Genomic DNA, 25071 nt, shown 5'->3' with positions numbered 1-25071 from the left:
TTCCGGCCTCCCGCTCGATCCTCGAAAACCCTTTGTTAACCATAAGTGGTGCAAGACTGGGCCTGTCTCGCCGTTGAGGGATAGGTCCGGTGCCGGTTGCACGCGCGTTACGATTGCCGATCACTGCCGTTGTGGCTGCGCTCGCGCTGTCTGGCTGCATGAGCACGTCCGGTCCCGTCGCCGTCGGCCCGCAAGGAGTCGATGCCGTCACCTACGGCCCGGCCTACGCACCCGCGCCGGTTGCCGATGCAGGCGGCGGCGGTGCGATCAGCGCATTGCGTTCCGCCTTCGCCAGCACGTCCCCTGGTTATGGCTATGCCGCACCGGCCGCCGCCCCGGTCGTCTATGCCGCCGCCTCCCCGGGTGGACCCCCCGCCGGTTACGACAACGGCTATCACCTTGGCCCCGGCGACAAGCTCCGCGTCGTGGTCTACGGCCAGGAAGGCCTGACCAATTCCTATGCGATCGACGCCGCGGGCGCGATCACCATGCCGCTGATTGGCTCGGTGCCGGCACGCGGCCGCACGCCGGCCGGGCTAGCCGGCGAAATCTCGGCACGGCTGCGCAACGGCTATATCCGCGAGCCTTCGGTGGCGGTCGAGATCGAGTCCTATCGTCCGTTCTTCATCCTCGGCGAAGTTCAGGCCCCCGGCCAATATCCCTACGTGCCGAATATGACGGTCGAGAGCGCGGTCGCGATTGCCGGCGGCTTCTCGCCGCGTGCCCGCCGCGACAGCGTGACGCTGACCCACACCGATGCGTCCGGCTCCGGGCGCTTCGTGGTGCCGCTGGGCACGCCGATGAGCCCGGGCGATACGGTGTTCGTCGGCGAGCGCTGGTTCTGAAGAAGGACAGCGTCCTTCGTCATTCCGGGTTCGCCCTATCAGCGCAGATGCTTCGCGAAAAATTCCATGCTGCGCGGCCAGGCAATGTCGGCGCTTGCCTTGTCGTAGCTGGCGCGCTCGTCGCAATGGAAGCCGTGCTGCGCGCCGGGATAGATGAAGACATCGACCTCGGGCCGCTTCGACTTGATGGTCTCGACATCGCTCAAGGGAATGCCGGCATCCTTCTCGCCGAAATGCAGCTGCGTCGGCACCGCCGGCTTGTCGTCGGCGAAGCGCACGACGGCGCCGCCGTAATAGCCGACCGCGGCTGACAGCCCGGCCAGCTTGGTGGCGGCAGCATAGGCGACGCTGCCGCCGAGGCAGAAGCCGATGATACCGACCGGACCGACCGGCTTCACCGCGTCGATCGCCGCCTGGCTGTCGCGTAGCATCGCGGCCCAGTCCGGATTGGCGACGAACTTCCGCGCCTCGGCGATCTCGTCGGGGGAATAGCCGCTCTGGAAGTTCGGCGTGATGCGATCGAAGATCGAAGGTGCAACCGCGACATAGCCTTCCTTCGCCAGCCGGTCGCAGACCGAGCGGATGTGGTGATTGACGCCAAAAATCTCCTGGATCACGACGACCGCGCCCTTCGGCGCGCCGGCAGGATCGGCGCGGTAGGCGCCGAGTTCAAATCCGTCCGAAGCTTTCAGTTTGATGTCTTGTCCCATGGTCCATCCTTGTCAGTTTGGGGGTTGCATGAAGGTCATCAACGATGTGGTCCAAAGCGCGATGAAGAAATTGTCATCGCGCTTTGGCTCTTCGTTTGAGCATGGCCGTTTCGGAAAACCGCTTCGCACGTTTCCGGACCATGCTCTAGCGCCACATCCAGTTCTCGCCCCAGTCGGCCTTCCAGCCGCTCAGCCGGTGTTTGCGGAATTGCAGGAAGAGGCGGTCGTGGTGCGGAAACAGCCCGCTGCCGCCGAGGTCGCGGAAGGTCAGGAAGATCTCGTTGCCGGGCCGTCCGCTGACATAGGTGAAGGGCGTGCCGAGCGCGCGCTGCGCGTCCGCAACGCCCATGCCGAATGCCAGCGGCGTGGTGTTCGACAGCGTCGCGGTGAAAGTGGACGGGGCGGTGACGAACGGCAGCTTCTGCGCGCTCGCCCCCGTCGTCGCCGCAGTCAGCAACAAGGCAACGGCGACTGACTTCATGGCGCGGGCTTTCCCGGCGCGCCGGCCTCAAGCCCATCCAGGAACGGCAGCACCGCGGCGATGAAAGCCTGCGGCTGGTCGATGTTGACGGCGTGGCCGGCGTTCGGAATAACCGCCTTCTGCGCCCCGGGGATTTTTGCCGCCATGTAGTCGGACGCCGCCAGAAACGGCGTGTCGTCGGCGCCGACCACAACCAGCGATGGCACCTGGATCCCGGGCAGCGATTCGATCACCCGAGCATCGCGCTGTGCCAGCATGCCGCGCGCGGCGAGCGCGAGGCCTCTGGCGTTGCGATGGGTGACCGACGCGCGCTCGGCGCTCAAAGATCTCAGCACCTCGAGCCCTTCGCGGTCGAAGCGGTCGCCGGTCTCGCGGGCGCGCTTGTTCCAGACATCGCGGGCGTCGTCCTTCTTGAAGCCCGGGCCGGTGTCGATGATCAGCAGCGCCCGCACCCGTTCCGGATGGGCGCGATGAAAGGCGAGCGACATGTAGCCGCCGAGCGACAGCCCGCCCACGATCGCCTTGTCGGCGCCGGCGGCGTCGAGCAGAGTGGCGATGTCGCCGACCGTCAGCGCTTCGCTATAGGCATCGGGATCGTCGGGATAATCGGACCGGCCGTGCCCGCGCATGTCCCACAGGATCAGCTTGTGCCGCCGCGACAGCGCCTCGATCTGGCCTTGCCACATCGCCGAGGTCGAGGAATAGCCGTGGGTCAGGATCAGCGGCGGGCCGCTGCCGTGAACCTCGTAGTAGATCTCGACGCCGTTGCGGTTGAGCTTGGCCATTGACGGGCTCCTTGTGTTTCTCTCGCCGCTGTCGTCGGACGGCGTTGCCGGCGCTTGCTGCCGACGCTTTGAGCAAGCGCCTGGCGATTAGACACCAACGCTGCCATTCCAAAAAGCGTCATGCCGTTGCCGCATCGCACAACAGGCATCTTCGGAAATTTATTCTTTTCGAGCAATTCCAAATTGGATTGCCTCCAGCCGGGAACCGGATCATTGTTTCGGCAACTGTCGCTTACCCGGTGGGCGCCGGCCAAGACCCAACAGTGAGTTGCCGCCGTAAGCGGCTTCCTACACCGGAAGGGGAGAGAGATGCCAAATCTCAATATCAACGGACGGAATATGTCCGTCGAGGCGGCCAACGACACGCCGCTGCTTTGGGTCATCCGCGAGCAATTGCAGATGACGGGCACCAAATTCGGTTGCGGCGCCGGTCTGTGCGGCGCCTGCACGGTTCACGTCAACGGCGAAGCGGTGCGGTCCTGCCAGACCTCGGTCGCCGACGCCGTCGGCAAGAAGATCACCACCATCGAAGGCCTCTCCGCCAAGGGCGATCATCCCTTGCAGAAGGCCTGGGTCGCCGAGCAGGTGCCGCAATGCGGCTACTGCCAGTCCGGCCAGATCATGCAGGCGGCGGCGCTGCTGTCGAAGAACACCAACCCGACCAAGGAAGAAGTGGTCGCGCATATGGACGGCAACCTCTGCCGTTGCATGACCTATTCACGAATCCAGAAGGCGATCATGCGCGCTGCGTCCGACATGCGCACCGCATCGGCCACCGGATCCGAGCGGAGGGCCACATGAACAAGCACGTGAAAAACCTCGCGCCCGAGACGACCGATCTCAGCCGCCGTTCCTTCCTGGTCGGCACCGCTGCAACCGGCCTCGTGCTCGGCTACTCAGCGTCCGGCATCGACCAGGCGCTCGCGGCGCCCGCACCCGCCAACTTCGAGCCGAGCGTCTGGTACTCGATCGCGCCCGACGGTCTCGTCACCGTGACCTGCGGCAAGGCCGACATGGGCCAGCACGTCGCCTCGACCATGGCGCAGATCGTGGCCGAAGAGCTCGGCGCGAACTGGAAGGACATGCGGGTTCAGCTCGCCTCCAACGATCCGAAGTTCAACGATCCCGTGCTCGGCGCGCAGATCACCGGCGGCAGCTGGTCGACGATGATGAACTTCGATGCCATGAGCCGCGCCGGCGCAGCCGGCCGCATCGCATTGACCGAGGCGGCGGCGGCCTCCATGGGCGTGCCGGCCGGCGAGCTGGTGGTGCGCGATTCCAAGATCAGCCATGCGAAGTCGAAGAAGTCGATGTCGTTCGCCGAAGTGGTGAAGAGCGGCAAGGCGACCAAGACTTTCACGGCGGATGATCTGAAGGCGATCAAGCTCAAGACGCCCGACCAGTACACCATGATCGGCGTCTCGGTGCCGCAGCTCGACATTCCGTCGAAGGTCAACGGCACGGCCAAGTACGGCATCGACGTGATGGTGCCGGGCATGGTCTACGGCGCGCTGGTTACCCCACCGGTGCGTTACGGCGCCACCGTGAAGTCGGTCGACGATAGCGCGGCCAAGAAGCTGCCCGGCTTCATCAAGGCCGTCACCCTCGACGACAAGACCACAACCACGACCGGCTGGGTCGTCGCGGTCGCCAACACCTATGCGCAGGCGAAGAAGGCCGCGGCGGCGCTGAAGATCAGCTATGACGGCGGTCCGAACGCGAAGCTGTCGAGCGAATCGCTGCTCACGGAAGCCAAGCGGCTTCAGGGACTGGACGATTCCGGCCAGTTCTTCGTCAAGGACGGTGATCCCAAGGCGGCCTTCGGATCGGCGGCCAAGGTGCTGGAGGCGGAATACACCACCAACATCAACATCCACGCGCCGATGGAGCCGATGAACGCCACTGCGGAGTTCAAGGGCGACATCCTGCACATCTATTCCGGCAACCAGTTCGCGACGCGCTCCGGCGCGATCGCGGCCGGCGCCGCCGGGATCGATCCGAAGTTCGTGGTGATGCACCAGATGTGGCTCGGTGGCGGCTTCGGCCGGCGTCTCGACGCCGACATGATGGTGCCCGCGGTGCAGGCGGCGAAGGCCGTCGGCAAGCCGGTCAAGGTCATCTACACGCGCGAAAACGACATGACGATGGATTTCTCGCGTCCGCTGACCTACCAGAAGGTGAAGGCCGGCATGGATGGCGACGGCAAGATCGTCGCGATGAGCCACGACGTGGTTTCGGCCTGGCCGACCGCGCGTTGGGGAATCCCCGATTTCCTGACACCGTCGGTCGACAAGAAAGGCCCGCTCGACTCCTTCACCGTGAACGGAGCGGACTTCTTCTACACCGTGCCCAACCACTATGTGCGGGCGATCAAGAACGAGATGGCGCACAACGCCACCCCGTCGGGTCAGCTCCGCTCGGTGGCGCCGGGCTGGACGTTCTGGGCGGTCGAAAGCATGATCGACGAGATCGCGCATGCGACCGGCAAGGACCCGGCGCAGCTGCGCATCTCGTTGCTCGACGGCAAGGGCAAGAATGACGGCGGCGCGCAGCGTCTCCGCAACACCTTGCTCGCTGCGATGGGCCTTGCCGGCTACGGCACCAAGCAGCTGCCCAAGGGCGAAGGCATGGGCGTTGCCTGCGTGTCGTCGCAGGAGCGCGCCACGGCGAGCTGGACCGCCTGCGTCGCCCATGTCGCGGTCGCCCCGTCGGGCGAGGTGACGGTGAAGAAGCTGACGGTTGCGACCGACGTTGGTACGCAGGTGAATCCCGACGGCATCCGGGCCCAGGTCGAGGGCGCGGCGCTGTGGGGCATGTCGCTGGCGCTGTTCGAGAAGGCGACGTTGAAGGACGGCGGCATCGAGCAGACCAACTTCGACAGCTACACGCCGCTTCGGATGAGCCAGCTGCCGGAAGTCGCGGTCAACGTCATCGCCAATGGCGAGAAGGCGACCGGCGTCGGCGAGCCCGCGGTGACGGTGGTGGCGCCGGCGATCGGCAACGCCGTCTTCAACGCGGTCGGTGCCCGCGTTCGCGGCCTGCCGATCACCGCGGAAGCCGTCAAGGCGGCGATGAAGGCGTAACGGCCTGAACGAACAAGGACGCCGGAGAGCATGAGCTCTCCGGCGTTTTTCTTGGCTCCGCGCGTCGGCCGGGCGATGACGGCATCAACTTCGACGCCGCAAAAATTCATGATTCGCCGCCGACGCTCGCATCTGCATTGATTTTCGGCCGGCCTGATTTTGCTAGCGGATTTGGCGATCCCTCAAATTGTATCCATTGCGCTTAAGCGCCGTTCAGCATCCCCATTAAGCCGGAGGGAACGCATCGTCAGGTAGCGTCCGGCGTCGGTCGTTACCGCGACGGGGATGCCATGACTGCCTTAGCCAACAACCAGACTTCGAAGCGCCGCCTCCTGCTGGCGTCAGATCGAAGCGATCAGAGCAACGAGCTCGCCAGCATCCTGCGCTCGGTGGGTGAGGTCGATACTGTTCCGACCTCAGATATTCCCGAGCAGCCAGCCCGCGATCTCTCCGGCATCGTCGTCGACATCAATCTGCGCTCGCCCGAAGCCGTGCAACTCGTCCGCGCCAAGCTGCAGGCCGACGCCTATCGCGAGATGCCGCGGCTGTTCGTGCTGGCGGACGCCTTGCATCACGCCTCGATGCAGGCCTGGGCGCTCGGCGCCACCGACACGATCTCGCGGCCGTTCGATGCGCGCGGCATCCTGCAGCGCATCCGCGCCGCATTCCCCGACGACAGCGGCTATGACGAGACCGATCGCGGCAAGGCGCTCAACCGCGGCGTCGAAGCCGCGCACGGCGTGATGGTCAAGATGTTCGAGCGGATGCGCGCCGGCGAGCCGCTCAAGTTCGAGGACATCGTCGCCGCCGAGAACAAGATCCTAAAGGCGATCAAGCACAACTCGCTGCGCGAGTGGCTGACCACGGTCGGCTGCCATCACCAGGAGACTTATCGCCACTGCCTGTTCGTGACCGGCTTTGCGGTCGCGTTCGCGCAGCACCTCGGCATGCGCGACGACGACCAGCGCCGGCTCGCCCGCGCCGCGCTGCTGCACGACGTGGGCAAGGCCTTCGTTCCGGTCGCGCTGCTCGACAAGCCCGGCGCGCTGACGGTGGAGGAAATGGCCGAGATGCGCGAGCATCCGCGCCGCGGCTACGAGGCGCTGTCCGCGCAGGGCGGCTTCCCGCCGGAAATGCTCGACGTGATCGTGCACCATCACGAATTCCTCGACGGCACCGGCTATCCCAACGGCCTCAGCGGCAACCAGATCAGCGACATCGTCCGCGTCACCACGATCGTCGATGTCTATGCCGCCTTGGTCGAGAAGCGCGCCTACCGGCTGCAGTTCACCCACGCCAAGGCATTCTCCATGATGGAGGAGATGGGCGGCAAGCTTGACCAGCAATTGCTGCAGGCGTTCCGCCCGGTGGCGTTCGGGCATTATTGATCTCCAACGGTTTTCGCCGTCATTGCGAGCGAAGCGAAGCAATCCATCGCTCCGCGTGTGCGGGCCGATGGATTGCTTCGTCGCTTCGCTCCTCGCAATGACGCCTTTGGCGGGGATCCTAGCCAATCAACGCAAGTCGTCCTCCTTACCTCCGCCTAGATTCCGGTGATCATCGGCAGGACCGATGCTCCGACGGGTGAGGACGATCATGGATACGGCAACGACCGGGGATTTCGACATCCCCGCCGACATCGCGGCAACCCTTGTCGATCCCGTCGCCTATGCGGACGACCGCATCCACGACAGCTATCGATGGCTGCGCGCCAATAACCCGCTTGGCATCGCGCGGCCCGAGAAGTTCGATCCGTTCTGGGTGGTGACCAAGCACGCGCATATCCAGGCGATCAGCCGGCAGAACGAGCTGTTCCACAACGCCGATCGGCCGACCACCCTGACGACGCAGGCGCTCGAGGAGCGCGTTCGCAAGATCACGGGCGGGCCCAATTTGGTGCGCTCGCTGGTGCAGATGGACGCGCCCGATCACCCGAAATATCGCGCGCTGACGCAAGGCTGGTTCATGCCGGCCAATCTCGGCAAGTTCGAGGCCCGCGTCCGCGAGATCGCGCGCGCCACGGTGCAGCGCATGCTCGCGAGGGGCGGCGCCTGCGACTTCGTCGAGGACGTCGCGCTAGGCTATCCGCTGCACGTCATCATGGAGATACTCGGCGTGCCCGAGGCGGACGAGCCGCGCATGCTCAAGCTGACCCAGGAGCTGTTCGGCCCGCAGGATCCCGACACCGCGCGCGTCCGCGACGCGCTGAGTGCGGAGCAGGTCTCCGCGATGTTGCAGGCGATCATCGCCGACTTCTCCGCCTACTTCCGCAAGATTACCGAGGATCGCCGCCAGAACCCGCGCGACGATCTCGCCACCGTCATCGCCAACGCGAAGATCGGCGGCGACTACATGCCGGAGCACGATCAGACCAGCTATTACATGATCGTCGCGACCGCGGGACACGACACCACCTCATCCTCGACCGCGGGCGCGATCTGGGCGCTGGCCAGGGACCCCGCGGAATTCGCCAAGGTGAAGGCCAATCCGGAACTGATCCCGGGCTTGGTCGACGAGTCGATCCGCTGGATGACGCCGGTCAAGCATTTCATGCGCTCGGCCACCGCGGATACCGAGCTCGGCGGCCGCAAGATCGCCAAGGGCGATTGGCTGATGCTGTGCTACGCCTCGGGCAATCGCGATGAGGAGGTGTTCGAGGACCCCGATCGCTTCCGCAGTGATCGCAAGCCCAATCGCCATGTCGCGTTCGGCTATGGCGCGCATCTCTGCCTCGGTCAGTACCTCGCCAAGCTCGAGATGCGCATTCTGTTCGAGGAGCTGCTTCCCCACCTGAAGTCGCTGTCGCTCGACGGCGAGGTGAAGATGACGCAAGCCTATTTTGTCAACGGCCCGAAGAAGCTGCCGATCCGGTTCGAGGTGAATTGAAGTCCGTCCGTCATTGCGAGCGAAGCGAAGCAATCCATAGCGCCGCACACGCGGAAGCATCGATTGCTTCGTCGCTCCGCTCCTCGCAATGACGGAGAACCTTACTCCAGCATCTTCCTAAGCTCCGCCTTCGCGACCTTCTCCAGCGTCGAGCGCGGCATTTCGTCGACGAAGCGGATCTCGCGCGGCAGCTTGAAGTCGGCGAGGCCTGCGCGACAAGCGGCCATGACGTTGTCGTGCAAATCGGCGGGCAGGGCGGCGACGCCGGCCTGCGGGATGATGAAGACGACGGGCACTTCGTCCAGCATCGGATGCTTCTTCGCCACGACAGCGGCCTCGCGCACGCCCGGCACCACCACGATCACCTGCTCGATCTCGGATGCTGCGACATTCTCGCCGCCGACCTTCAGCATGTCCTTGGAGCGATCGCCGAACTTGATGTAGCCGCGCTCCAGCATCGTGACGCGGTCGCCGGTGATGAAATAGCCGTGCTCGTCGAAGCTTTCGCGCGTGGCGGTCTCGTTGTGCAGATATTCGGCGAACAGCGACAGGCCGGGAATGCCCTTGATCAGCAGATTGCCGGTCTCGCCGACGCCGGTCGGCGTGCCGTCGTCATTGGTGATGCGGATTTCGTATTCGGGCGCGGCACGGCCGATCGACATCGGCGTGTTGGGTTGATCGACCTCGCCGATGAGGCCGTGGGTAATGGTCTCGGTCATGCCCCACCAGCCGATGATCTTGATGCCGAACACGTTGAACGCCGGCGGCTCATTCACGGCGGTGCCCCAAAGCCGGAACTTGTGATTCTTCGGCACCTCGTGCTCGAGCAGCGCCTTCATGCAGAACGGGATCGTCGAGGTCCAGGTCGAACCGTGCTCGAGCGCCACCGGCCAGAAGCGGCTCGCGGAGAAGCGCGGCTGGATCACGCAGGTCGCCCCGACCCACAGGCTCGCCAGCATCGAATAGGCCAGCGCGTTGGTGTGAAACAGCGGCAGATAGGTCTGGTGCACGTCAAAGGCGTGCAGGTCCTGATGCGCCGCGTTGATCTTGGCGCCCCACAGCGCGTTGGCGTGGGTCCACAGCACCGCCTTCGGCCGCGACGTGGTGCCGGAGGTGTATTGCACGCTGCAGGGGGCGAGCGGATCGGTCGGGCGACGCGGCCGGTCGGCGCTGTCGGCAAACAGCGCGTCAAAGCTGTCGCCGCGCGCGGGCGGCTGCGCCGGCGCTTGCCCGGCGTCGTGCGAGGTCACCGCGATCCAGCGCAGGCCCTTGCAGTTGGCTGATATCAGCTCGGCATAGGCCGGCTGGGTGATCGCGGCGACCGCGCCGCAATGGCCCGCAAAATATTCGATCTCGGCGGCGGCGGAACGGGTATTGGTGGTGACGGCGATGGCGCCGAGCTCGACGCAGGCGAACCACGACATGATCGCCTCGATGCAATTGTCGAGATGGATCAGGACATAGTCACCCTGCCGGATGCCGCGCTTGGCAAGGCCCGCAGCGAGCGCGCCGACGCGCTCATGGAATTCGCCGTAGCTCCAGCGCCGTGCCGGCGCGCCGAACGGCGCCCAGATCAGGAATGGATGATCGCGGCGCACCTCGGCGCGCATCCGCAGCAGCCATGGCACGTCGAGCCCCGCAAACGGTCCCACGACGCCCGGCACTGCTTTTGAATTGCTCATATGTCCTCCCGCGCGGCCTTGTCGGCCGCCATTGGTCTTGGTTGGGAGCAGTTCTGCCATCGGTGTGCGCCGAGAGCAAATCGGGATTTGCAAAGCGGTTTTGCGCTGAAGCAATCTGTTCCGCCGCACGGAAGAGATCGATTTATTCGCAGCATCCGTCATCGGGCGCGCATTCGCACGCCGCGTCGGCTCGCAAGGACGAACGAAAGCTAGGTCGCGTTCTTCTCGTACGACGAGATCTCGATCAGGCTGCCGTCGGGGTCGCGGCAATAGACCGAGCGCAGCGTGCCGCGCGCGCCCTGCTTCGCCACCGGGCCTTCCTCGATCCTGACGCCATTGGCCTTCAGATGTGCGACCACTTCCTCGGGCGTGCTCGAAGTGAGGAAGCAGAGATCGTCGCTGCCGGCCGCCTCGTGATCGGCGGTGAACCAGTCCACCTTGTCGGCATCGCGCGGCCGCACATTGATCTTCTGGTTGCCGAACACCAGCGAGGTGCGCGGTGTCTTGCCCTTGCCGGGGTCGAACACCTTCACCTCCATGCCGAGGATCCTGCTGTACCAGGCAACCGAGCGCACGACATCGGTGACGTTGATCACGAGATGGTCGAGCCCATTCACCTTGACGGACATGATCGATCCTCTTCGGTCCAGAGTGCTTTCGAGCGATGTGGTCGCCGGTTCTGGTGCGATCAGAGCCGAAGCTTAGTCTTTCGTCGCGGTCGGCGGCGCACGTGTCGCACTGGTCGCTTCAGGCATTGTTTGTTAAAACCGCGCCGCACGCAACGCAACAGAAACGGGCAGGGCGCCAAACCCTGCTGGATTGGGAGAAGCTTCATGATTTCACGCCGTACCGCGCTGGGCCTGATCGGGTCGGGGATTTCGACATTCGCGATCGGCCGCGCTTCCGCTGCCGACTATCCGGCGCGGCCGGTGCGCTGGATCGTGGGTTATCCGCCGGGCGGCGCCACCGACATCATCGCGCGCCTGGTCGGGCAGCGGCTGTCGGAGAGGCTCGGGCAGCAATTCGTGATCGAGAACAAGCCGGGCGCCGGCAACAATATCGGCACCGAGGCGGCGATCAACGCCGAGCCGGACGGCTACACCGTGCTGCTGGTCAATCCGGCCAATTACATCAATGCCTCGCTTTACGCCAATCTGAAGTTCAACTTCGTGCGCGACGTCGCGCCGGTTGCTTCCTTCAATCGCGTGCCGAACGTGATGACCGTCAACAAGGACGTGCCGGCCAAGACCGTCGCCGAGTTCATCGAATATGTGAAGGCCAATCCCGGCAAGGTGAACATGGCCTCTTCCGGCAACGGCACCTCGGTGCATCTCTCCGGCGAGATGTTCATGGCGATGACCGGCTGCAAGATGCAGCACGTGCCGTATCGCGGCGCCGCGCCCGCGATCACCGACATGCTCGGCGGCCAGGTGCAGGTGATCTTCGACAACATGCCCTCGATCATCCAGCACATCCGCTCCGGCGCGTTGCGCGCGCTGGCTGTGACGTCAACGGAGCGATCCTCGCAACTGCCCGATGTTCCGTCGGTCGCCGAAACCGTGAAGGGCTACGAGGCGAGCGCGCTGTTTGGCATGGGCGCGCCGAAGAACATGCCGAAGGAAGTTGTCGCCAAGCTCAACACCGAGATCAACGCCGTGCTCGCCGAACCCGACATGAAGAAGCGTCTGGTCGAGCTCGGCGGCGATCCGCTGATCCAGACGCCGGAGGCCTTCGGCAACGACATCAAGGCCGAGACCGACAAGTGGAAGAAGGTGGTCGAGTTCGCCGGCCTCAAGGTCGAGTAGGCCTCGCAAGAGGCGCGATGCTGGATCGCGCGGGACAAACGTGGCCCGCGTGGTACAGCCGGTCCCTGGCCGAAGCCGGATTCGTCGGCCTTGACGCGGAATAAAATGACCTTCAGGAACCTTATCAAAGATGCCGCACCTGGCTAACTGCGGCGTCCGAGGAGCCGGATCATGAGCGCATCGGGATTGGCAATGCTTATTCTGGGAACGATGACGCTCGCAGGCGCGGCGAGTATCACGCCCGCTTCCGCCGATCCTTATGACTACCCATGGTGCGCGCAGGGCCCGAGCCTGGGTTATCCCGGCGAATGCGCTTACCGGACCTACCAGCAATGCCTCGCGAGCGTGTCCGGCCGCTATCTCTATTGCGGCGAGAATCCGCGCTTCTTGTTCAGCGAACCGCCGCCGCCACCACCGGGCCGCTATCAGCGTCGGCACCGGACCGTATATCCCGACTAGCGTTGCGGCATCACCGCAAGGCAGTCTGTCGCCACTGTTCCTGACGTTCCTCCCTCGCGTCGGGTCCATGCTGACGTGATCGTGAAGCCGCGCACTTGACGTCACGCCGTTTGCGCCTATACTAAACCATATGGTTAAGTATCAGGATGAGACGCTGGACCGCACCTTTGCGGCGCTTTCCGATCCCACCCGTCGCGCGCTGCTGGCGCGGCTCGGCGACCAGGAAAGCCTGTCGGTGAGCGAGCTGGCGCAGCCATTCGCGATGTCGCTGCCGGCGATCATGAAGCATCTCGACGTGCTCACCGATGCGGGTCTCGTCGCGCGCGAAAAGACCGGCCGCACGGTGGCGTGCCGGCTCACCGCACGGCCGATGGAGCAGGCGATGAACTGGCTCAATCGCTATGCGCAATTCTGGTCCGACAATCTCGACCGCCTTGCCGCCTTTGTGGAGGAAGAACCATGGCAAACCAATCCGCAGTCGCCGCCGACGCCGGCCTCGCCGCGCGCCCAAGCCTCACCCTCACGCGGCGCCTCCGCGCGCGGCCGGAAAAAGTCTACGCCGCGTGGACCGAGCCGGAAAATCTAGCGCAGTGGTTCGGACCGGGTGGGGTCAAGCCGGCCACGACGCGTGCGGAACTCGATGTCCGCGTCGGCGGACGCTATCGCATCGGATTCATCGGCACCAACGGCGAATATCACGAGGTCGGCGGCGTCTATCGTGAGGTGGTGCCGAACGAGAAGCTGGTGTTCAGCTGGGCCTGGCATTCGACGCCCGAACGCGAATCCGAGGTGACGATATCGATCAAGCCCGATGCCGGCGGTACGTTGCTCACCTTCCACCACGCGCAGTTCGTCGATGAGGCCGCCCGCGACAACCACCAGCGCGGCTGGACCGCATTCCTCGGCAATCTGGAAAGCTTCGTCGACGCCTGACCTGCAAAGGAGCATCCCATGCAACAGCACATGATCGTCTCGCGCGAAGAATGGATCGCAGCCCGCAAGGCATTGATGGCCGGTGAGAAGGAACTGACCCAGGCCCGCGAAGCGCTCAGCCGGCAGCGCCGCGAACTGCCCTGGGTGAAAGTTGACAAGGACTATGTCTTCGACGGCCCTGGCGGCAAAATGACCCTCGGCGATCTCTTCAGGGGCAGGCCGCAACTCGTGGTGCAGCATGTGATGTTCGCGCCGGAGTGGGACGCTGCGTGCAAGAACTGCTCGTTCTGGGCCGACGGTTTCGAGCGCATAGTTCCGCATCTCGCCGCACGCGACACCACGATGATCGCGATCTCGCGGGCGCCGCTCGTCAAGCTCGCCGCATTCAAGGCGCGGATGGGCTGGACCTTCGATTGGGTCTCCTCGGGAGAGAGCGACTTCAACTACGATTACGGCGTGTCGTTCACGCAAGCGCAGATCGATGCGGGGGACGCGAAATACAATTATGGAACGACGCCGCTCTATGGTCCCGAACTGCCCGGCGTCAGCGTGTTCTTCCGCGACGAGCAGGGAAGCGTGTTCCACACCTACTCGACCTTCGCGCGCGGCCTCGACATGATGAATGCCGCCTATCACTATCTCGACCTGACACCACTCGGCCGCCACGAGGAAGGATTGCCCTATCCGATGGATTGGGTGCGGCTACGTGACCAGTACCAACCGGCGCCGGTTCAGGCATCCTGCTGTCACTCCTGATCGTCATTACGAGCGCAGCGAAGCAATCCATCGCGCCGCAAGTGTCGAGATGGATTGCTTCATAGCTTCGCTCCTCGCAATGACGGGGAACCAAACAGCAGGAAGTCATCCGCATGCCTTACGTCGATGGATTCATCGTCGCCGTGCCGAAGAAGAAACTCAAAGCCTATGCGCAGCTCTCGAAGAAGGCCGGCAAGGTCTGGCGCGAGTATGGCGCGCTGGATTATCGCGAATGGGTCGCCGACGACGTCAAGCCAGGCAAGCTGACCTCATTTCCGCAGAGCGTGAAGCTGAAGGCCGGCGAAACCGTCGTGTTTGCCTGGATCACCTACAAGTCGCGCGCCCAGCGCGACCGGATCAACGCCAAGGTGATGGCCGATCCGCGCCTGGCGTCGATGGGCACGGGCGACGTGCCGTTCGACGCCAAGCGGATGATCTATGGCGGCTTTGCCAGCCTCGTGAAGGTCTGACGCGGCACGGTTTTGCCGCAATCCGCGCAGTAACCGGCTGTTAAACATCACGCTCGGCACGCGGCGCGATGCTGCTTGCGTTTACTTGGTGATCCCGTATACTTTGCAATACAAAGTTCGGGCGAATCATGCGTGACCTCGACAAGGCGTTGGCCGATATCCTCGCCATCCGCAGCCAGATTGCGGCCGGAACGGCGTTCCGCGGCTACGGTCCGGCAACCGTCGCCGCCACCAGCGGCATCGCGCTGGTCACGGCGCTTGCGCAATATCTCTGGCTCGCCGATCCCACCGCTCATCCGATCGCGTTCCTCGCAGGCTGGGCGGCGGCCGCGTTGGTCTCCGCCGTGCTGATCTGGATCGAGATGCAGGCGCGCTCGCGGCGGCATCATTCCGGCCTTGCGGACGCGATGGTCCAGCAGGCGATCGAGCAGTTCGTTCCCGCGGCGATCGCCGGCGTGCTGCTCGCGATCCTGCAATGGAAGTTCGCGCCCGAGACGCTGTGGATGCTGCCCGGCCTGTGGCAGGTGCTGGTCAGCCTCGGCGTGTTCGCTTCGGTCCGCCTGCTGCCGCGCACGATCGCGCTCGGCGGCGCCTGGTATTTCCTGTCGGGCTTCACGGTGCTCTTGATCGCAAGCCAGAGCCACGCGCTGTCGCCCTGGACCATGGGACTGCCATTCGCGATCGGCCAGTTGCTGCTCGCAGCGCTGCTCTATTTCGCTTCCGGAGGCCATGATGCCGAAGACTGACCTGACCACCGCGCCGTTCGCCTATGACGGCCTCGACCGCGTCATCCACGAGAAGGCGCGGCTCGGCCTGCTGACCTCGCTGATGGCGCATCCGAAGGGGCTCGCCTTTGCCGATCTCAAGCAGCTCTGCGGCCTGACCGACGGTAACCTCAGCCGGCACCTCCAGGTGCTGCAGGAGGCCGGTCTCGTCGACGTCATCAAGGGCTATGAAGGCAATCGTCCGCACACCACCTGCCGCCTGACCAAGAGTGGTCGTCGCCGCTTCCTCGACTATCTCGCTGTGCTCGAGCAGCTGGTGCGTGACGCGGCCAAGGCCGCCGGCACGGCCGAGAGGGCCGCCGGCACGGCAGAAAAGGCCGCCGGCAAGGACGACCGCGCAGCTGGCCGCCTCGGTATCCAGCCGGTTTGAACCATCTCATTTTTGTCCGGAGACTTTGTGATGCAAAGTAACGTCGCGCTCAAGCCGGAAGCCGCCTTCAGGCTCCATGTCGGCATCATCATGGACGGCAATGGCCGCTGGGCAACGCGGCGCGGCCTGTCGCGCCTGCGCGGACACGAGGCCGGCGTCGAGGCGATCCGCCGCATCGTCGAGGCCGCACCGGACCAGGGCGTCGGCACGCTAACGCTCTACGCCTTCTCGAGCGACAACTGGCGCCGTCCGAAGGCCGAGGTCGCGGCGCTGATGGGGCTGCTGCGGTTCTATCTCGCCAACGAGATCGCCGCGCTCGTGCGCAACGGCGTTCGCCTCACCGTGATCGGCCGCCGCGACCGGCTGCCCGACGGCATCGCCGCCGCGATCACGCGCGCCGAGGCCGAGACCGCCGGCGGCACCACGCTGCATCTGCGCATCGCGATCGACTATTCGGCGCGCGACGCCATCCTGAACGCCGCCGCGCGCGCGGCCGGCGCCGGCGAGCTCAGCCGCGAGACGTTCGCCGATCTCATCACCGGCGAGGCCGGGCTGCGCGACGTCGACCTGATCATCCGCACTTCGGGCGAGAAGCGGCTGTCGGACTTCCTGCTCTGGGAGGGCGCCTATGCCGAGCTGCATTTCACCGAGCGGATGTGGCCCGAATTCGATGCCGACGATCTCGCCGACGCACTCGGCTCCTTCCATCGCCGCGAGCGCCGCTTCGGCGGGCTGACCGCGATCGCGCCGGCGGAGGTGCCGAACCTCTAGCGCGTCAAGCCGCGCCAACTGCTTCTTCCTAAAGCCCGGCCGGGGGGCTGGGCTCTCTCTCACAAGATGCGGGGACGAACGATCACGCCAACCAAAGCGGGAGCGATCATCCATGCGCATTCTTCTCATCAACGTGCCGCATCCGGCGATCGGCAGCCGGATCCCCGACGACCATCTGCCGCCACTCGGCCTGTTGTCGATCGGCGGCCCCCTAATCGATGACGGCCACGACGTTGGTCTTATCGATGCCGAGTTCGGGCCGATGCCGGTTCAAGCCATCGTGGCGGAGGCATCGAGATTTGCACCGGATGCGGTGCTGTTCGGTCATTCCGGCTCGACGTCGGGCCATCCTGTGATCGCCGCGGTGGCGCAGGCGATCGTCAAGGCCGTGCCCGGTGTCCGGATCGTCTATGGCGGCGTGTTTCCGACCTATCACTGGCGCGACATCCTGCGCGAGGAGCGCTACGTCACTGCGATCGTGCGCGGCGAGGGCGAAGAAACTGCGCGGCGTCTGATGCGGGCGCTGGAGGCCGGCGAGGATCTCCGCATCATCAACGGCATCGCATTCCGCGACGATTATGGGCCGCGCGTGACGCCGCCTGCGCCTGTTATCCGTGATCTCGATGCCTATCGCGTCGGCTGGGAATTGATCGATCACGCACGCTACAGCTATTGGGGCGGCCTGCGCGCCGTCGTCGTGCAGTTCTCGCGCGGCTGTCCGCATCTGTGCAATTATTGCGGCCAGCGCGGCTTCTGGACGCGGTGGCGGCACCGCGACCCCGTGCGGTTTGCGAAGGAGTTGGCGCGGCTCCATCGTGAGCACGGCGTCAAAGTGATCAATTTCGCCGACGAGAATCCGACCGTCTCGAAGAAGGCGTGGCGGGCCTTTCTCGAGGCCTTGATCGCGGAGGATGTCGATCTGATCCTGGTCGGCTCGACCCGCGCCGACGACATCGTGCGCGACGCCGATATCCTGCATCTCTACAAGAAAGCGGGGTGGCAGCGCTTCCTGCTCGGCACGTGCTGCTTCACCGCGACGCCGGGCTTCGTCACGCGATGCGCTGGTACACGCAGATGGGCCGCCGGGTCTGGCCGCACGAAATCCTCGGCTTCCTGCGCGACAAGAGGTTGAAGAACGGGCCCACCGTGCAGGAATTTTGGGGCGCGCCGCTGGATATGGAGGAGGAATCGATGTCGTCGCACCGGCCCGAGCGCCGCGTCGGCGCATCACGCGCGGCGTAAGTCGATACCGTCTTGTCGGATTCTGGATAACTGGCGCTGATGACTGGACGCCTGAGTCATCAGCGCGATAATTTCCAGGTCGGCTGCGCAGAACAAAAAGAACCGTGGCGGTCGAGGCGTCGAGTTGAGCATACAGGTTGCGATCTTAAAAATATTGGCCAGTCATTTCGGCGGCAGAGCCACCCTCGATTCACTCAAGCACGACATAGCAATCCTCTCATCGAGCGGCGACGATTGGCATGCGCGGATCAAACGTCTGGCGTCGCGGGTCCCCGAACTCGACATCTTTAGCCATGGCTATGTGCTCCGTGACGTCGAAGGCTGGGAGATCACATCGGCCGGTCGCGAGTTCCTGTGTGCACTGGAAGCGGTCACGCAAGACAATCTGCCGTCCGCGCCATCGGCCGATACCGTAATCCGCGCCGAGGGCAGGCTGATCGTGGTCGGTCACCGCTTCAAGAATCGGGTGCGGGCACCGAGTGATCCCGAACAGAGCACGCGAAGCAGCGCCTTCGGGCGGCATTGCAGCACCATCTCGGTGAACTTGAACCAGAGCAGCACGCGCCATGGCGGCATGTGCCTGGTCGCCAGCACCTGATGCTTGTAGTCCCAGAGCCTGCGATCGGTCTGGATGACGCGCCGCTCCGCCGCGAGACGGAAATACGGCGTCCAGCGATGCGGCGTGACGTACAGCATCTGGATCTGGTCGGGATCATAGGACAACAGCTGCCTGAGACCGCGCCAATGATCGCGATCGGTCTCCTCCTCGAAGCCGACCACCCAGGTCGCCATCGACAGGATGCCGTGCTGGCGCATCAAACGGATGGCCTCGCGATCGATCGTGGTGGTCGCGCCCTTGCGGATCAGCTCCAGCGTCTTCTCGTCGGTGTTCTCCATGGACGTGGCTCCGGAGGTCGCAAATGACTGCTTTGGCTCAATCGATCGCACGCGCGTTTCCGGCCAATTCGCTTCGGAGCAGCATCGCCCGGCATGTCCTGCTGCTTGCCTCCGCGGTCCTGTTCGTTGCGGCGCTCAGGGCAAGCTACGGCCTCGATCTCAGCGCTGGTCTCTTTTAGCCGCGCGACAAATTATCCGGCCTCAAGTCATATTGGGTTAACCGGACTGAGGTAGCCGGGCGCACGCTTTCCTTGCATCTCTAACCCGGGCCGGTCTTCCATGGATAAGCCGATGCGCTGCCGGTGCGGCAGGACGCGAACCATTGTGCTCGACAAGCATTTCCGCACCGCGCTGGTATGCCCGAAATGTGATGAGGTTCAACTGACCGGGCCGGCGAGGCCGGAGGAACGGGTGTTGACCGCACGCTAAAGCGCGGTCGTGTTCGGCGCCGAAACCCGCTAGGTTCCGTCTGACGAAACGGACCAAAGCGAAACCCGATGCCACAGCCTGCCCATACCGCCGCCATCACCCTTGCCGACATACGCCGTGCCGCGGATGTGATCCGGGATGCGGTCATGGTCACGGCCTGCAACGAGAGCCGGACGCTGGGCGAGATCTGCGGCTGCCGCCTGTTCCTCAAATTCGAGAACCTGCAGTTCACTGCGACGTTCAAGGAGCGCGGCGCGCTGAATCGCCTGCAGGCGCTGTCGCCCGGGGAGCGCAAGCGCGGCGTGATCGCGATGTCTGCCGGCAATCACGCCCAGGGCGTGGCCTATCACGCCAAGCGGCTCGGCATCCCCGCCACCATCGTGATGCCGATCGGCACGCCCATGGTGAAGATCGAGAACACCAGGCGGCACGGCGCCGAGGTGATCATCACCGGGCAGACGCTGGAAGAATGCTTCGCGTTCGTTGGCTCGCATGCTGTGCAGAAGGGCCTGATCCTGATCCATCCCTATGACGACCCGCTGATCATTGCAGGGCAAGGCACGATCGGACTTGAAATGCTCGCGACGGTGCCGGAGCTCGATATCCTGGTGGTACCGATCGGCGGCGGCGGGCTGATCTCGGGCATCGCCACGGCCGCAAAGGCGCTGAAGCCGTCGATCCAGGTCGTCGGCGTGCAGGCCCAGCTCTATCCGTCAATGTACAATGCGGTCAAAGGCGAGCAGCTGCCGATGCGTGGCGACACCCTCGCCGAGGGCATTGCGGTCAAGGCGCCCGGGCAGATCACCACGAAAATCGTCCGCGAGCTCGTCGACGACATCATCCTGGTCAGCGAGGACCAGATCGAGCGCGCGGTCGCGACCCTGATCTCGATCGAGAAGACGGTGGTCGAAGGCGCCGGCGCCGCCGGCCTCGCCGCCGTGCTCGCGGCACCGGCGCGCTTTGCCGGCCGCAATGTCGGCCTGGTGCTGACTGGCGGCAATATCGACACCAGGCTGATCGCTTCGGTCCTGACCCGCGAGCTCGCGCGCGAGGGACGGCTGACGCAGCTGGCGCTCGACATCGTCGACCGGCCCGGACAGCTCGCGGCGGTGTCGATCCTGCTTGCCGACGCCGGCGCCAACATCATCGAGGTCTCGCATCAGCGCACCTTCTCCGATCTTCCGGCGAAGGCGACGCTGCTCGAGCTCGTGATCGAAACCCGCGACCGCGCCCATCTGGAAGAGGTGCTGGCAAGGCTCGGCGCCGAAGGATTCGCGGTGCGGGAGACCTAGCAACTTTGCGCTATCTGCCGCGAACTGAAGTCCTGACCCGTCATCCTGAGGAGGCCGCAACGCGGCCGTCTCGAAGGATGAATCGGCCACCGGCCGGGCCGCGCATCCTTCGAGACGCGCGCAAGTGCGCGCTCCTCAGGATGACGGATTTCAATAGGCGAACTAACCCTCGTTGTCCCCCGCCGCGAGCTCGGCGAGCTTCGCGATGGTGTTGATGTTGCGCGCGGTGCCCTTGGCGGCGGCGGGGATCTTCAGCTTCGAGCGGCCCATGCCGCTGCCATAGGCGACATAGATCTCGCGCTTGCCGAGCCGCACCTCTTCGTCCTGCTGGCCCTTGATGTCCTTCAAGGCGTCCTTCGGCGGCGGCTCGTCGAGGAAGATCGCGACAGTATAGTTCGGCGGTGCTTTCGGAAACGGATTGGCCTTCAGCACCGCGGCGATCTCGTCCGCGTTGCGGACGACGACGCCGACCGGCTTGCCGGCATAGGCCCGCAGCCGCCGCTCCAGCGCAGCCTTGACCTTGGCCGCGCCGAGCTTCGAGGAGAACACGACATTGCCGCTGGCGATATAGGTCTGCGCGTCGGCAAATCCCTCGTCGACGCACATCGCCTTCAACTCGGTCATAGGCAGCTTGCCGGTGCCGCCGACATTGACCGCGCGCAGCAGGGCGACGTAACGCGGCATCGACTAGCCGTCGGCCTTCTTCTTCGCAGGCTTCTTGGCCGGCGGCGGCTCTTCCATCGCCTTCTTCATGGCGCGCGCATAGGCGTCGGCGGCGTTCTCGGCCGAATTCTGCAACCGCTTGGCGGTCGCGGTTGCGTTCATCATCGTGCTCTTGGCCAGGAAGCGGAAGCGCGCCTTGGTCTCCTTGTCCTTGGCCTTGGCCGCGCGCGCGACCCAGACGGCCTGGCGCTTCTTGGCAGCCGCCATCACGGCCTTGGTCTGCGCTTTTGCGGTTTGCCGGATGACGGCGTCGAGGTCGGCTTCGGCCATTCAGATGCACTCATTGACTGGACATGCGCCGGGAGGGCGCACGGAGGGACGGGAGCTACCCCTAGCGTAACCGGTGCCGTTTGAACATGCGATCGTTTTGCGAATTCCCGGAGGATCGCATCGACCCCTGTACCGAGGCTTGCGCGGCGTGCGCTAGTCTCCTGACGACCCCGGCGGCACCTTCGCGCCGGCGAGCAGTCTGGCCAGCTCGACCTGCCGGCCCAGTCCGGTCTTGGCCAACACCGCCTTGAGCTGGTTGCGAACCGTTTCGCGGGAAATGCCGAATGCGCCGGCGATTGCCTCGACGGTGCGTCCTTCGCCAATGCCGCGCGCGACGCGCGCCTCCGCCGGCGTCAGGTCGAACAGGCCCTGCAGCACCTCCGCGGTCGGCACCTCGGCCGGCACCACCGGCGTCACGATCACGATCGCCGCCGCGCGATCGAACAGGTCACGCGCTGCGCCGTGGATCGGGACCAGATGCACGATCAGCGGCGGCCGATCCTCCTGTGCCGCGATCGGCACCGAGCGTACCTCCACGCCGATCAGTCCCTGATCAAGTGCGGCCAGCGCCTGGGCGAACAGCGCGTCGGCAGTGGTCGCCGCCAGCGTCAGGCGCTCGCCGCGATCCTGCATCACGTCGGGCACCAGGCGGTCGAACAGCGCGTTGGCCGCCATCAGGCGGCCGCCGCGCCGCAGCACTGCCGCGGGCAGGCCGAGCATCGCCAGCGATTCGGTTGCCGCCCTGGCGCGCTCCATCCCGAGCCGTGCCGACAGCAGCGCGGCACGCGCCAGATGCGGCCGCAGCGCGTCGAGCTGCTCGATTGCTTCCCGCTCGATCGGTCCGTGCTGGTATTCGCGCTCGACGCTGTAGATCAGCACGTCGCCGCTCGGCACCGGGATCGCAGTACCGGCGCCCCATCCGAGCCCGCGCGGGCGGAAGAATTCGCGGATCTGGAAATCCTGCTGCACCTCCTCGGGCGTATCGAACACGTCGATGTCGCGCAGGAAGCCGGCATGGTTGGCCGCGAGCAGGCGCGGCAATCGCCCGTTGCGCTCGTGCCAGCCGCCTTCGACATAGGCCACCGTGTCGTCGTGCATGTCGGGGGACGCGACCCAGCGGACGTCGTGCGGGGCCGCCGTCAGCAGCACAATACCGCGCGCACGCGCGATTGCACCGACCTGATGCAGGACATTCGGCCACAATTCGGGGACGACCGCGGCCTCATAGGCCAGTTCAATCAGATGCTCGTGCAGGTCGTTCGCCATCGGTCATCCCAAAAACCGTTGTTGCCCAATAGATAAACCCGGCGACCCCGGAAATATTGCGTAAAGCAATTCAGCCCGAGCCACGAGTCCGGGTTATTCCGGTGCGCGTTCACGCGCATCAGGGGGAATTCCGACGTTTTCGCCGCTCTTCTTCGCGATTTTCGCGCGGGCGCGTGGAGCCTCGCTCGCTCGGCTGCGACCCGGCGCGCGGCCGCCGGCGCCCGGACGACGAATTCCAAGGCCGATGCCAGGTCGGCGGGGGCAGGCCCAAGACTTGATAGAGACTCGATAGAGATTTGATGAAGACCCGATAATCAAGGCCTGACGATCATCGCCGCGTGTGGTGAAATCGAAGCTGCGTGACAGGCAGAAATATTCCGAAGCATCTCGAAACCTGATTGGCGTGACTGGCGCTGCGCCAGCCCCGCCGGCGTCACACATTTACAACGCTGCACGCGATCGTTCGAGCATGAACATCCTTTAATTTGTATCCGGGCAATCCGTGGCGCCAGCTAGGGCATGATCCGGAAAAGTGCGAAGCGTTTTTCCGAAAAGGATCATGCCTAAGGGGCGACCTACGCGCGATGACGATTCAAACCGGGTCTCATCGCGCTTTGAGCGGCCACCTCTGACATTCATGCGAGCCATCGTCGGCTCGGGGAAAGTCGATGATCAGTCGCAGGGCTCTTTCCGGATTGTTGATGACGCTGGTCGGCCCCTCGTCGCGGACCGGCAACGACAGGCTGGCGCTGGGCCATTGCCAGGGATCATGCGCGAATGTCGACTTGCCGACCCTTGGCTACGATCAGTTCTGCCGGTCGTTGTTCGATATCGCGGCAAGCGGCAGGCTGCATGCGGTCGCAACCGGTTCGGAGATTCGCGGAGAGATGCGATCCCTGTTCCGGGCGCGGCGGCTTTATCGGCCGTCGCACGACGAGATCCGGGTTCACTGGCGCGCGCTCGCGGATGGCTTCTCGGTCGTGAAGGTCGAGTTCGATCTGGAATGCGGTGTGCCGGTGCGCGGATGTCTTGGAATTCCCGACGGAGAATTCAAGGGGTTGATCCTGCTCGGCCACGGCATGGCGAGCACGCCGGAGCGCTGCTTCGACGATGCCGACAAGGACTACATGAACGCGCTCGGCAAACAGCTATGTCGGGACGGCTACGTCGTCTGGTGTCCTTACATCATCCAAATCGGAAATCAGGAGAGCCAGAACAACATCGCCGCGATGCTGGCATCGCACGGTGTCTCCGCCCACAACGTGTCATGCGCATCGCTCGACGCCGGCGAAATCGTTTGCAGGAAGCTCACCGGCGCGTCGGGTTTGAATGTCGGCGTCTACGGGGTGTCCTGGGGCGCCTTTCTCGCGCTGCATCTGGAAGCCGCGACGGGGCAGATGCGGCCGACTGTCGTGTCCGGATATATGCGCGACGAGAAGAAGTTCCTGATGTCATCCGTGATCACCAGGAATCTCGGCGTCGAACTTGCGGCCTACATCCATTTCAGCAACGGCCGCGCCAAGTACGCCGGCGCGGAGCTGGCGTACTTGCTCTGCCCGTGTCCGCTGTTCGTCGAGATCGGGAGCCGTGACGGTGCAAACGCGCTGGAACTTGGGCGGGATGAAAAGTTTTCTCAAATGCAGTCGATCTACGCATCGTCAGGCCATCCGCATTTGATCGACATTGACATCTTCGACGGTGTGCACGAGGTCAGCGGCAAGCGCGCGCGGCCGTGGCTATCCGAACGTCTGGCGTCGCCGGCCTATCAAGACACCTCTCGCTTGAAGAACGCCATCGCGTTGTGAGCGCAGCCTGACCTCGAGGGTACCGAGGCTGCGCTCGTGTGGATCACATTGACGGGAGCTTTCGGCGCCGGCGGCATGCACTGAGCCGGTCCGCGCGGCCGCAATGGCTGTGTCATGGTGGCATTGCAGCGCTCTTGAAAGCTGGCTGTCGTCGGGATCGGCGCAACGATCGCGGCCGAGTTACAGCATTGTCGGATTGGCCGCGTTATGATCTGCTGCAACGCACCTGCCCATCCTGACCTTCGGGTCTGAGGGAACTCGACGTCATATCCGTCTCGTAGCGTCTGTTGGTAGCCGAAGGGTTGGACTGCATGAGTGGTACGGAA

At 64.7% G+C, this 25071-nt stretch carries 24 protein-coding genes and 3 pseudogenes; 18 read left to right on the top strand and 9 right to left on the bottom strand.

Annotated features, from left to right (window positions below):
• The first annotated feature begins 89 nt into the window (after positions 1 to 89).
• Positions 90 to 845, top strand: a complete 756-nt coding sequence (locus I6F38_RS24415) for a polysaccharide biosynthesis/export family protein (RefSeq protein WP_168856621.1) — start codon at positions 90 to 92, stop codon at positions 843 to 845.
• Between the two features lie 38 nt (positions 846 to 883).
• On the opposite strand, the gene I6F38_RS24410 is transcribed toward I6F38_RS24415, so the two are convergent.
• The 3 genes from I6F38_RS24410 to I6F38_RS24400 form a co-directional block, all read right to left on the bottom strand.
• The gene (locus tag I6F38_RS24410; protein ID WP_225162106.1) at positions 884 to 1555 is read right to left on the bottom strand and encodes a dienelactone hydrolase family protein; all 672 of its coding nucleotides are present in this window, start codon (positions 1553 to 1555) and stop codon (positions 884 to 886) included.
• A gap of 145 nt (positions 1556 to 1700) precedes the next feature.
• Positions 1701 to 2036: a hypothetical protein gene (locus tag I6F38_RS24405; protein ID WP_225162105.1), complete on the bottom strand. Its 336-nt coding sequence runs from the start codon at positions 2034 to 2036 to the stop codon at positions 1701 to 1703.
• Complete coding sequence (locus I6F38_RS24400) at positions 2033 to 2821, bottom strand: alpha/beta fold hydrolase (RefSeq protein WP_225162104.1); 789 nt, start codon at positions 2819 to 2821, stop codon at positions 2033 to 2035. Before I6F38_RS24400 ends, I6F38_RS24405 begins: the two co-directional genes overlap by 4 nt.
• 309 nt (positions 2822 to 3130) lie before the next feature.
• Between I6F38_RS24400 and I6F38_RS24395 the strand changes: the two genes are divergently transcribed.
• The 4 genes from I6F38_RS24395 (at position 3131) to I6F38_RS24380 (ending at position 8790) form a co-directional block, all read left to right on the top strand.
• Positions 3131 to 3622, top strand: coding sequence for a (2Fe-2S)-binding protein (locus tag I6F38_RS24395; protein WP_026192016.1), 492 nt, complete (start codon positions 3131 to 3133; stop codon positions 3620 to 3622).
• Entirely contained in the window at positions 3619 to 5904 is a 2286-nt protein-coding gene (locus tag I6F38_RS24390) for a molybdopterin cofactor-binding domain-containing protein (RefSeq protein WP_225162103.1), read from the top strand. The genes I6F38_RS24395 and I6F38_RS24390 overlap by 4 nt, the downstream gene beginning before the upstream one ends.
• 290 nt (positions 5905 to 6194) lie before the next feature.
• A complete protein-coding gene (locus I6F38_RS24385; protein ID WP_225162102.1) occupies positions 6195 to 7292 on the top strand; it encodes an HD domain-containing phosphohydrolase in 1098 nt (365 codons plus the stop codon).
• 208 nt (positions 7293 to 7500) lie between these two features.
• Positions 7501 to 8790 carry a cytochrome P450 gene (locus I6F38_RS24380; RefSeq protein WP_092080937.1) on the top strand — a complete coding sequence of 430 codons (1290 nt, stop codon included), beginning with the start codon at positions 7501 to 7503 and terminating at the stop codon, positions 8788 to 8790.
• Between the two features lie 101 nt (positions 8791 to 8891).
• On the opposite strand, the gene I6F38_RS24375 is transcribed toward I6F38_RS24380, so the two are convergent.
• Positions 8892 to 10472: an AMP-binding protein gene (locus I6F38_RS24375; RefSeq protein WP_225162101.1), complete on the bottom strand. Its 1581-nt coding sequence runs from the start codon at positions 10470 to 10472 to the stop codon at positions 8892 to 8894.
• 209 nt (positions 10473 to 10681) lie between these two features.
• On the bottom strand, positions 10682 to 11101 hold the full coding sequence (locus I6F38_RS24370) for a VOC family protein (protein WP_057015344.1): 420 nt from the start codon (positions 11099 to 11101) through the stop codon (positions 10682 to 10684).
• Positions 11102 to 11305: 204 nt separating this feature from the next.
• Between I6F38_RS24370 and I6F38_RS24365 the strand changes: the two genes are divergently transcribed.
• From I6F38_RS24365 to I6F38_RS24320, 10 genes and pseudogenes are all read left to right on the top strand, one after another.
• Positions 11306 to 12277, top strand: a complete 972-nt coding sequence (locus I6F38_RS24365) for a tripartite tricarboxylate transporter substrate binding protein (protein WP_092080933.1) — start codon at positions 11306 to 11308, stop codon at positions 12275 to 12277.
• 210 nt (positions 12278 to 12487) lie between these two features.
• A complete protein-coding gene (locus tag I6F38_RS24360; protein WP_083714871.1) occupies positions 12488 to 12736 on the top strand; it encodes a DUF3551 domain-containing protein in 249 nt (82 codons plus the stop codon).
• A 130-nt stretch (positions 12737 to 12866) separates the two neighbouring features.
• A complete protein-coding gene (locus I6F38_RS24355) occupies positions 12867 to 13322 on the top strand; it encodes a metalloregulator ArsR/SmtB family transcription factor (RefSeq protein ID WP_225162100.1) in 456 nt (151 codons plus the stop codon).
• A pseudogene (locus I6F38_RS24350) lies at positions 13307 to 13669 on the top strand (SRPBCC domain-containing protein); the annotation flags it as partial. The gene I6F38_RS24355 and the pseudogene I6F38_RS24350, both read left to right, overlap by 16 nt.
• A gap of 18 nt (positions 13670 to 13687) precedes the next feature.
• Positions 13688 to 14425, top strand: coding sequence for a thioredoxin family protein (locus I6F38_RS24345; RefSeq protein ID WP_225162099.1), 738 nt, complete (start codon positions 13688 to 13690; stop codon positions 14423 to 14425).
• A gap of 113 nt (positions 14426 to 14538) precedes the next feature.
• A complete protein-coding gene (locus I6F38_RS24340; RefSeq protein WP_028341411.1) occupies positions 14539 to 14895 on the top strand; it encodes a DUF1428 domain-containing protein in 357 nt (118 codons plus the stop codon).
• Positions 14896 to 15023: 128 nt separating this feature from the next.
• Positions 15024 to 15641 (top strand): hypothetical protein, encoded by a 618-nt coding sequence (locus I6F38_RS24335; RefSeq protein WP_057015349.1) that lies wholly within the window; start codon positions 15024 to 15026, stop codon positions 15639 to 15641.
• Positions 15628 to 16050 (top strand): transcriptional regulator, encoded by a 423-nt coding sequence (locus tag I6F38_RS24330; protein WP_057015410.1) that lies wholly within the window; start codon positions 15628 to 15630, stop codon positions 16048 to 16050. Before I6F38_RS24335 ends, I6F38_RS24330 begins: the two co-directional genes overlap by 14 nt.
• A 30-nt stretch (positions 16051 to 16080) precedes the next feature.
• On the top strand, positions 16081 to 16821 hold the full coding sequence (locus I6F38_RS24325; RefSeq protein ID WP_225162098.1) for a di-trans,poly-cis-decaprenylcistransferase: 741 nt from the start codon (positions 16081 to 16083) through the stop codon (positions 16819 to 16821).
• Between the two features lie 112 nt (positions 16822 to 16933).
• Positions 16934 to 18063 (top strand): annotated as a pseudogene (locus I6F38_RS24320) (cobalamin-dependent protein).
• Between the two features lie 492 nt (positions 18064 to 18555).
• Here the strand turns inward: I6F38_RS24320 and I6F38_RS24315 are convergent.
• Positions 18556 to 18960: pseudogene (locus I6F38_RS24315) on the bottom strand (magnesium-protoporphyrin IX monomethyl ester cyclase); the annotation flags it as partial.
• Positions 18961 to 18983: 23 nt separating this feature from the next.
• Here I6F38_RS24315 and I6F38_RS24310 point away from each other — a divergent pair.
• Entirely contained in the window at positions 18984 to 19139 is a 156-nt protein-coding gene (locus I6F38_RS24310; RefSeq protein WP_225162097.1) for a response regulator, read from the top strand.
• A gap of 318 nt (positions 19140 to 19457) precedes the next feature.
• Positions 19458 to 20681, top strand: a complete 1224-nt coding sequence (locus I6F38_RS24305) for a threonine ammonia-lyase (RefSeq protein WP_225162096.1) — start codon at positions 19458 to 19460, stop codon at positions 20679 to 20681.
• A 162-nt stretch (positions 20682 to 20843) separates the two neighbouring features.
• Here the strand turns inward: I6F38_RS24305 and I6F38_RS24300 are convergent, their stop codons facing one another.
• From I6F38_RS24300 to I6F38_RS24290, 3 genes are all read right to left on the bottom strand, one after another.
• Positions 20844 to 21365 carry a DUF1697 domain-containing protein gene (locus I6F38_RS24300; protein WP_225162095.1) on the bottom strand — a complete coding sequence of 174 codons (522 nt, stop codon included), beginning with the start codon at positions 21363 to 21365 and terminating at the stop codon, positions 20844 to 20846.
• 3 nt (positions 21366 to 21368) lie between these two features.
• Complete coding sequence (locus tag I6F38_RS24295) at positions 21369 to 21674, bottom strand: hypothetical protein (protein ID WP_225162094.1); 306 nt, start codon at positions 21672 to 21674, stop codon at positions 21369 to 21371.
• Between the two features lie 153 nt (positions 21675 to 21827).
• A complete protein-coding gene (locus tag I6F38_RS24290; protein ID WP_225162093.1) occupies positions 21828 to 22940 on the bottom strand; it encodes a helix-turn-helix transcriptional regulator in 1113 nt (370 codons plus the stop codon).
• A gap of 668 nt (positions 22941 to 23608) precedes the next feature.
• On the opposite strand from I6F38_RS24290, the gene I6F38_RS24285 reads away from it, so the two are divergent.
• Positions 23609 to 24745 carry a hypothetical protein gene (locus I6F38_RS24285; protein ID WP_225162092.1) on the top strand — a complete coding sequence of 379 codons (1137 nt, stop codon included), beginning with the start codon at positions 23609 to 23611 and terminating at the stop codon, positions 24743 to 24745.
• Positions 24746 to 25071: the final 326 nt, after the last annotated feature.

Origin of the sequence: Bradyrhizobium sp. BRP56, assembly GCF_020194035.1 — a bacterium.
GTDB classification, from domain to species: Bacteria; Pseudomonadota; Alphaproteobacteria; order Rhizobiales; family Xanthobacteraceae; genus Bradyrhizobium; species Bradyrhizobium australafricanum.
This window is presented reverse-complemented; position numbering and strand designations above follow the sequence as displayed.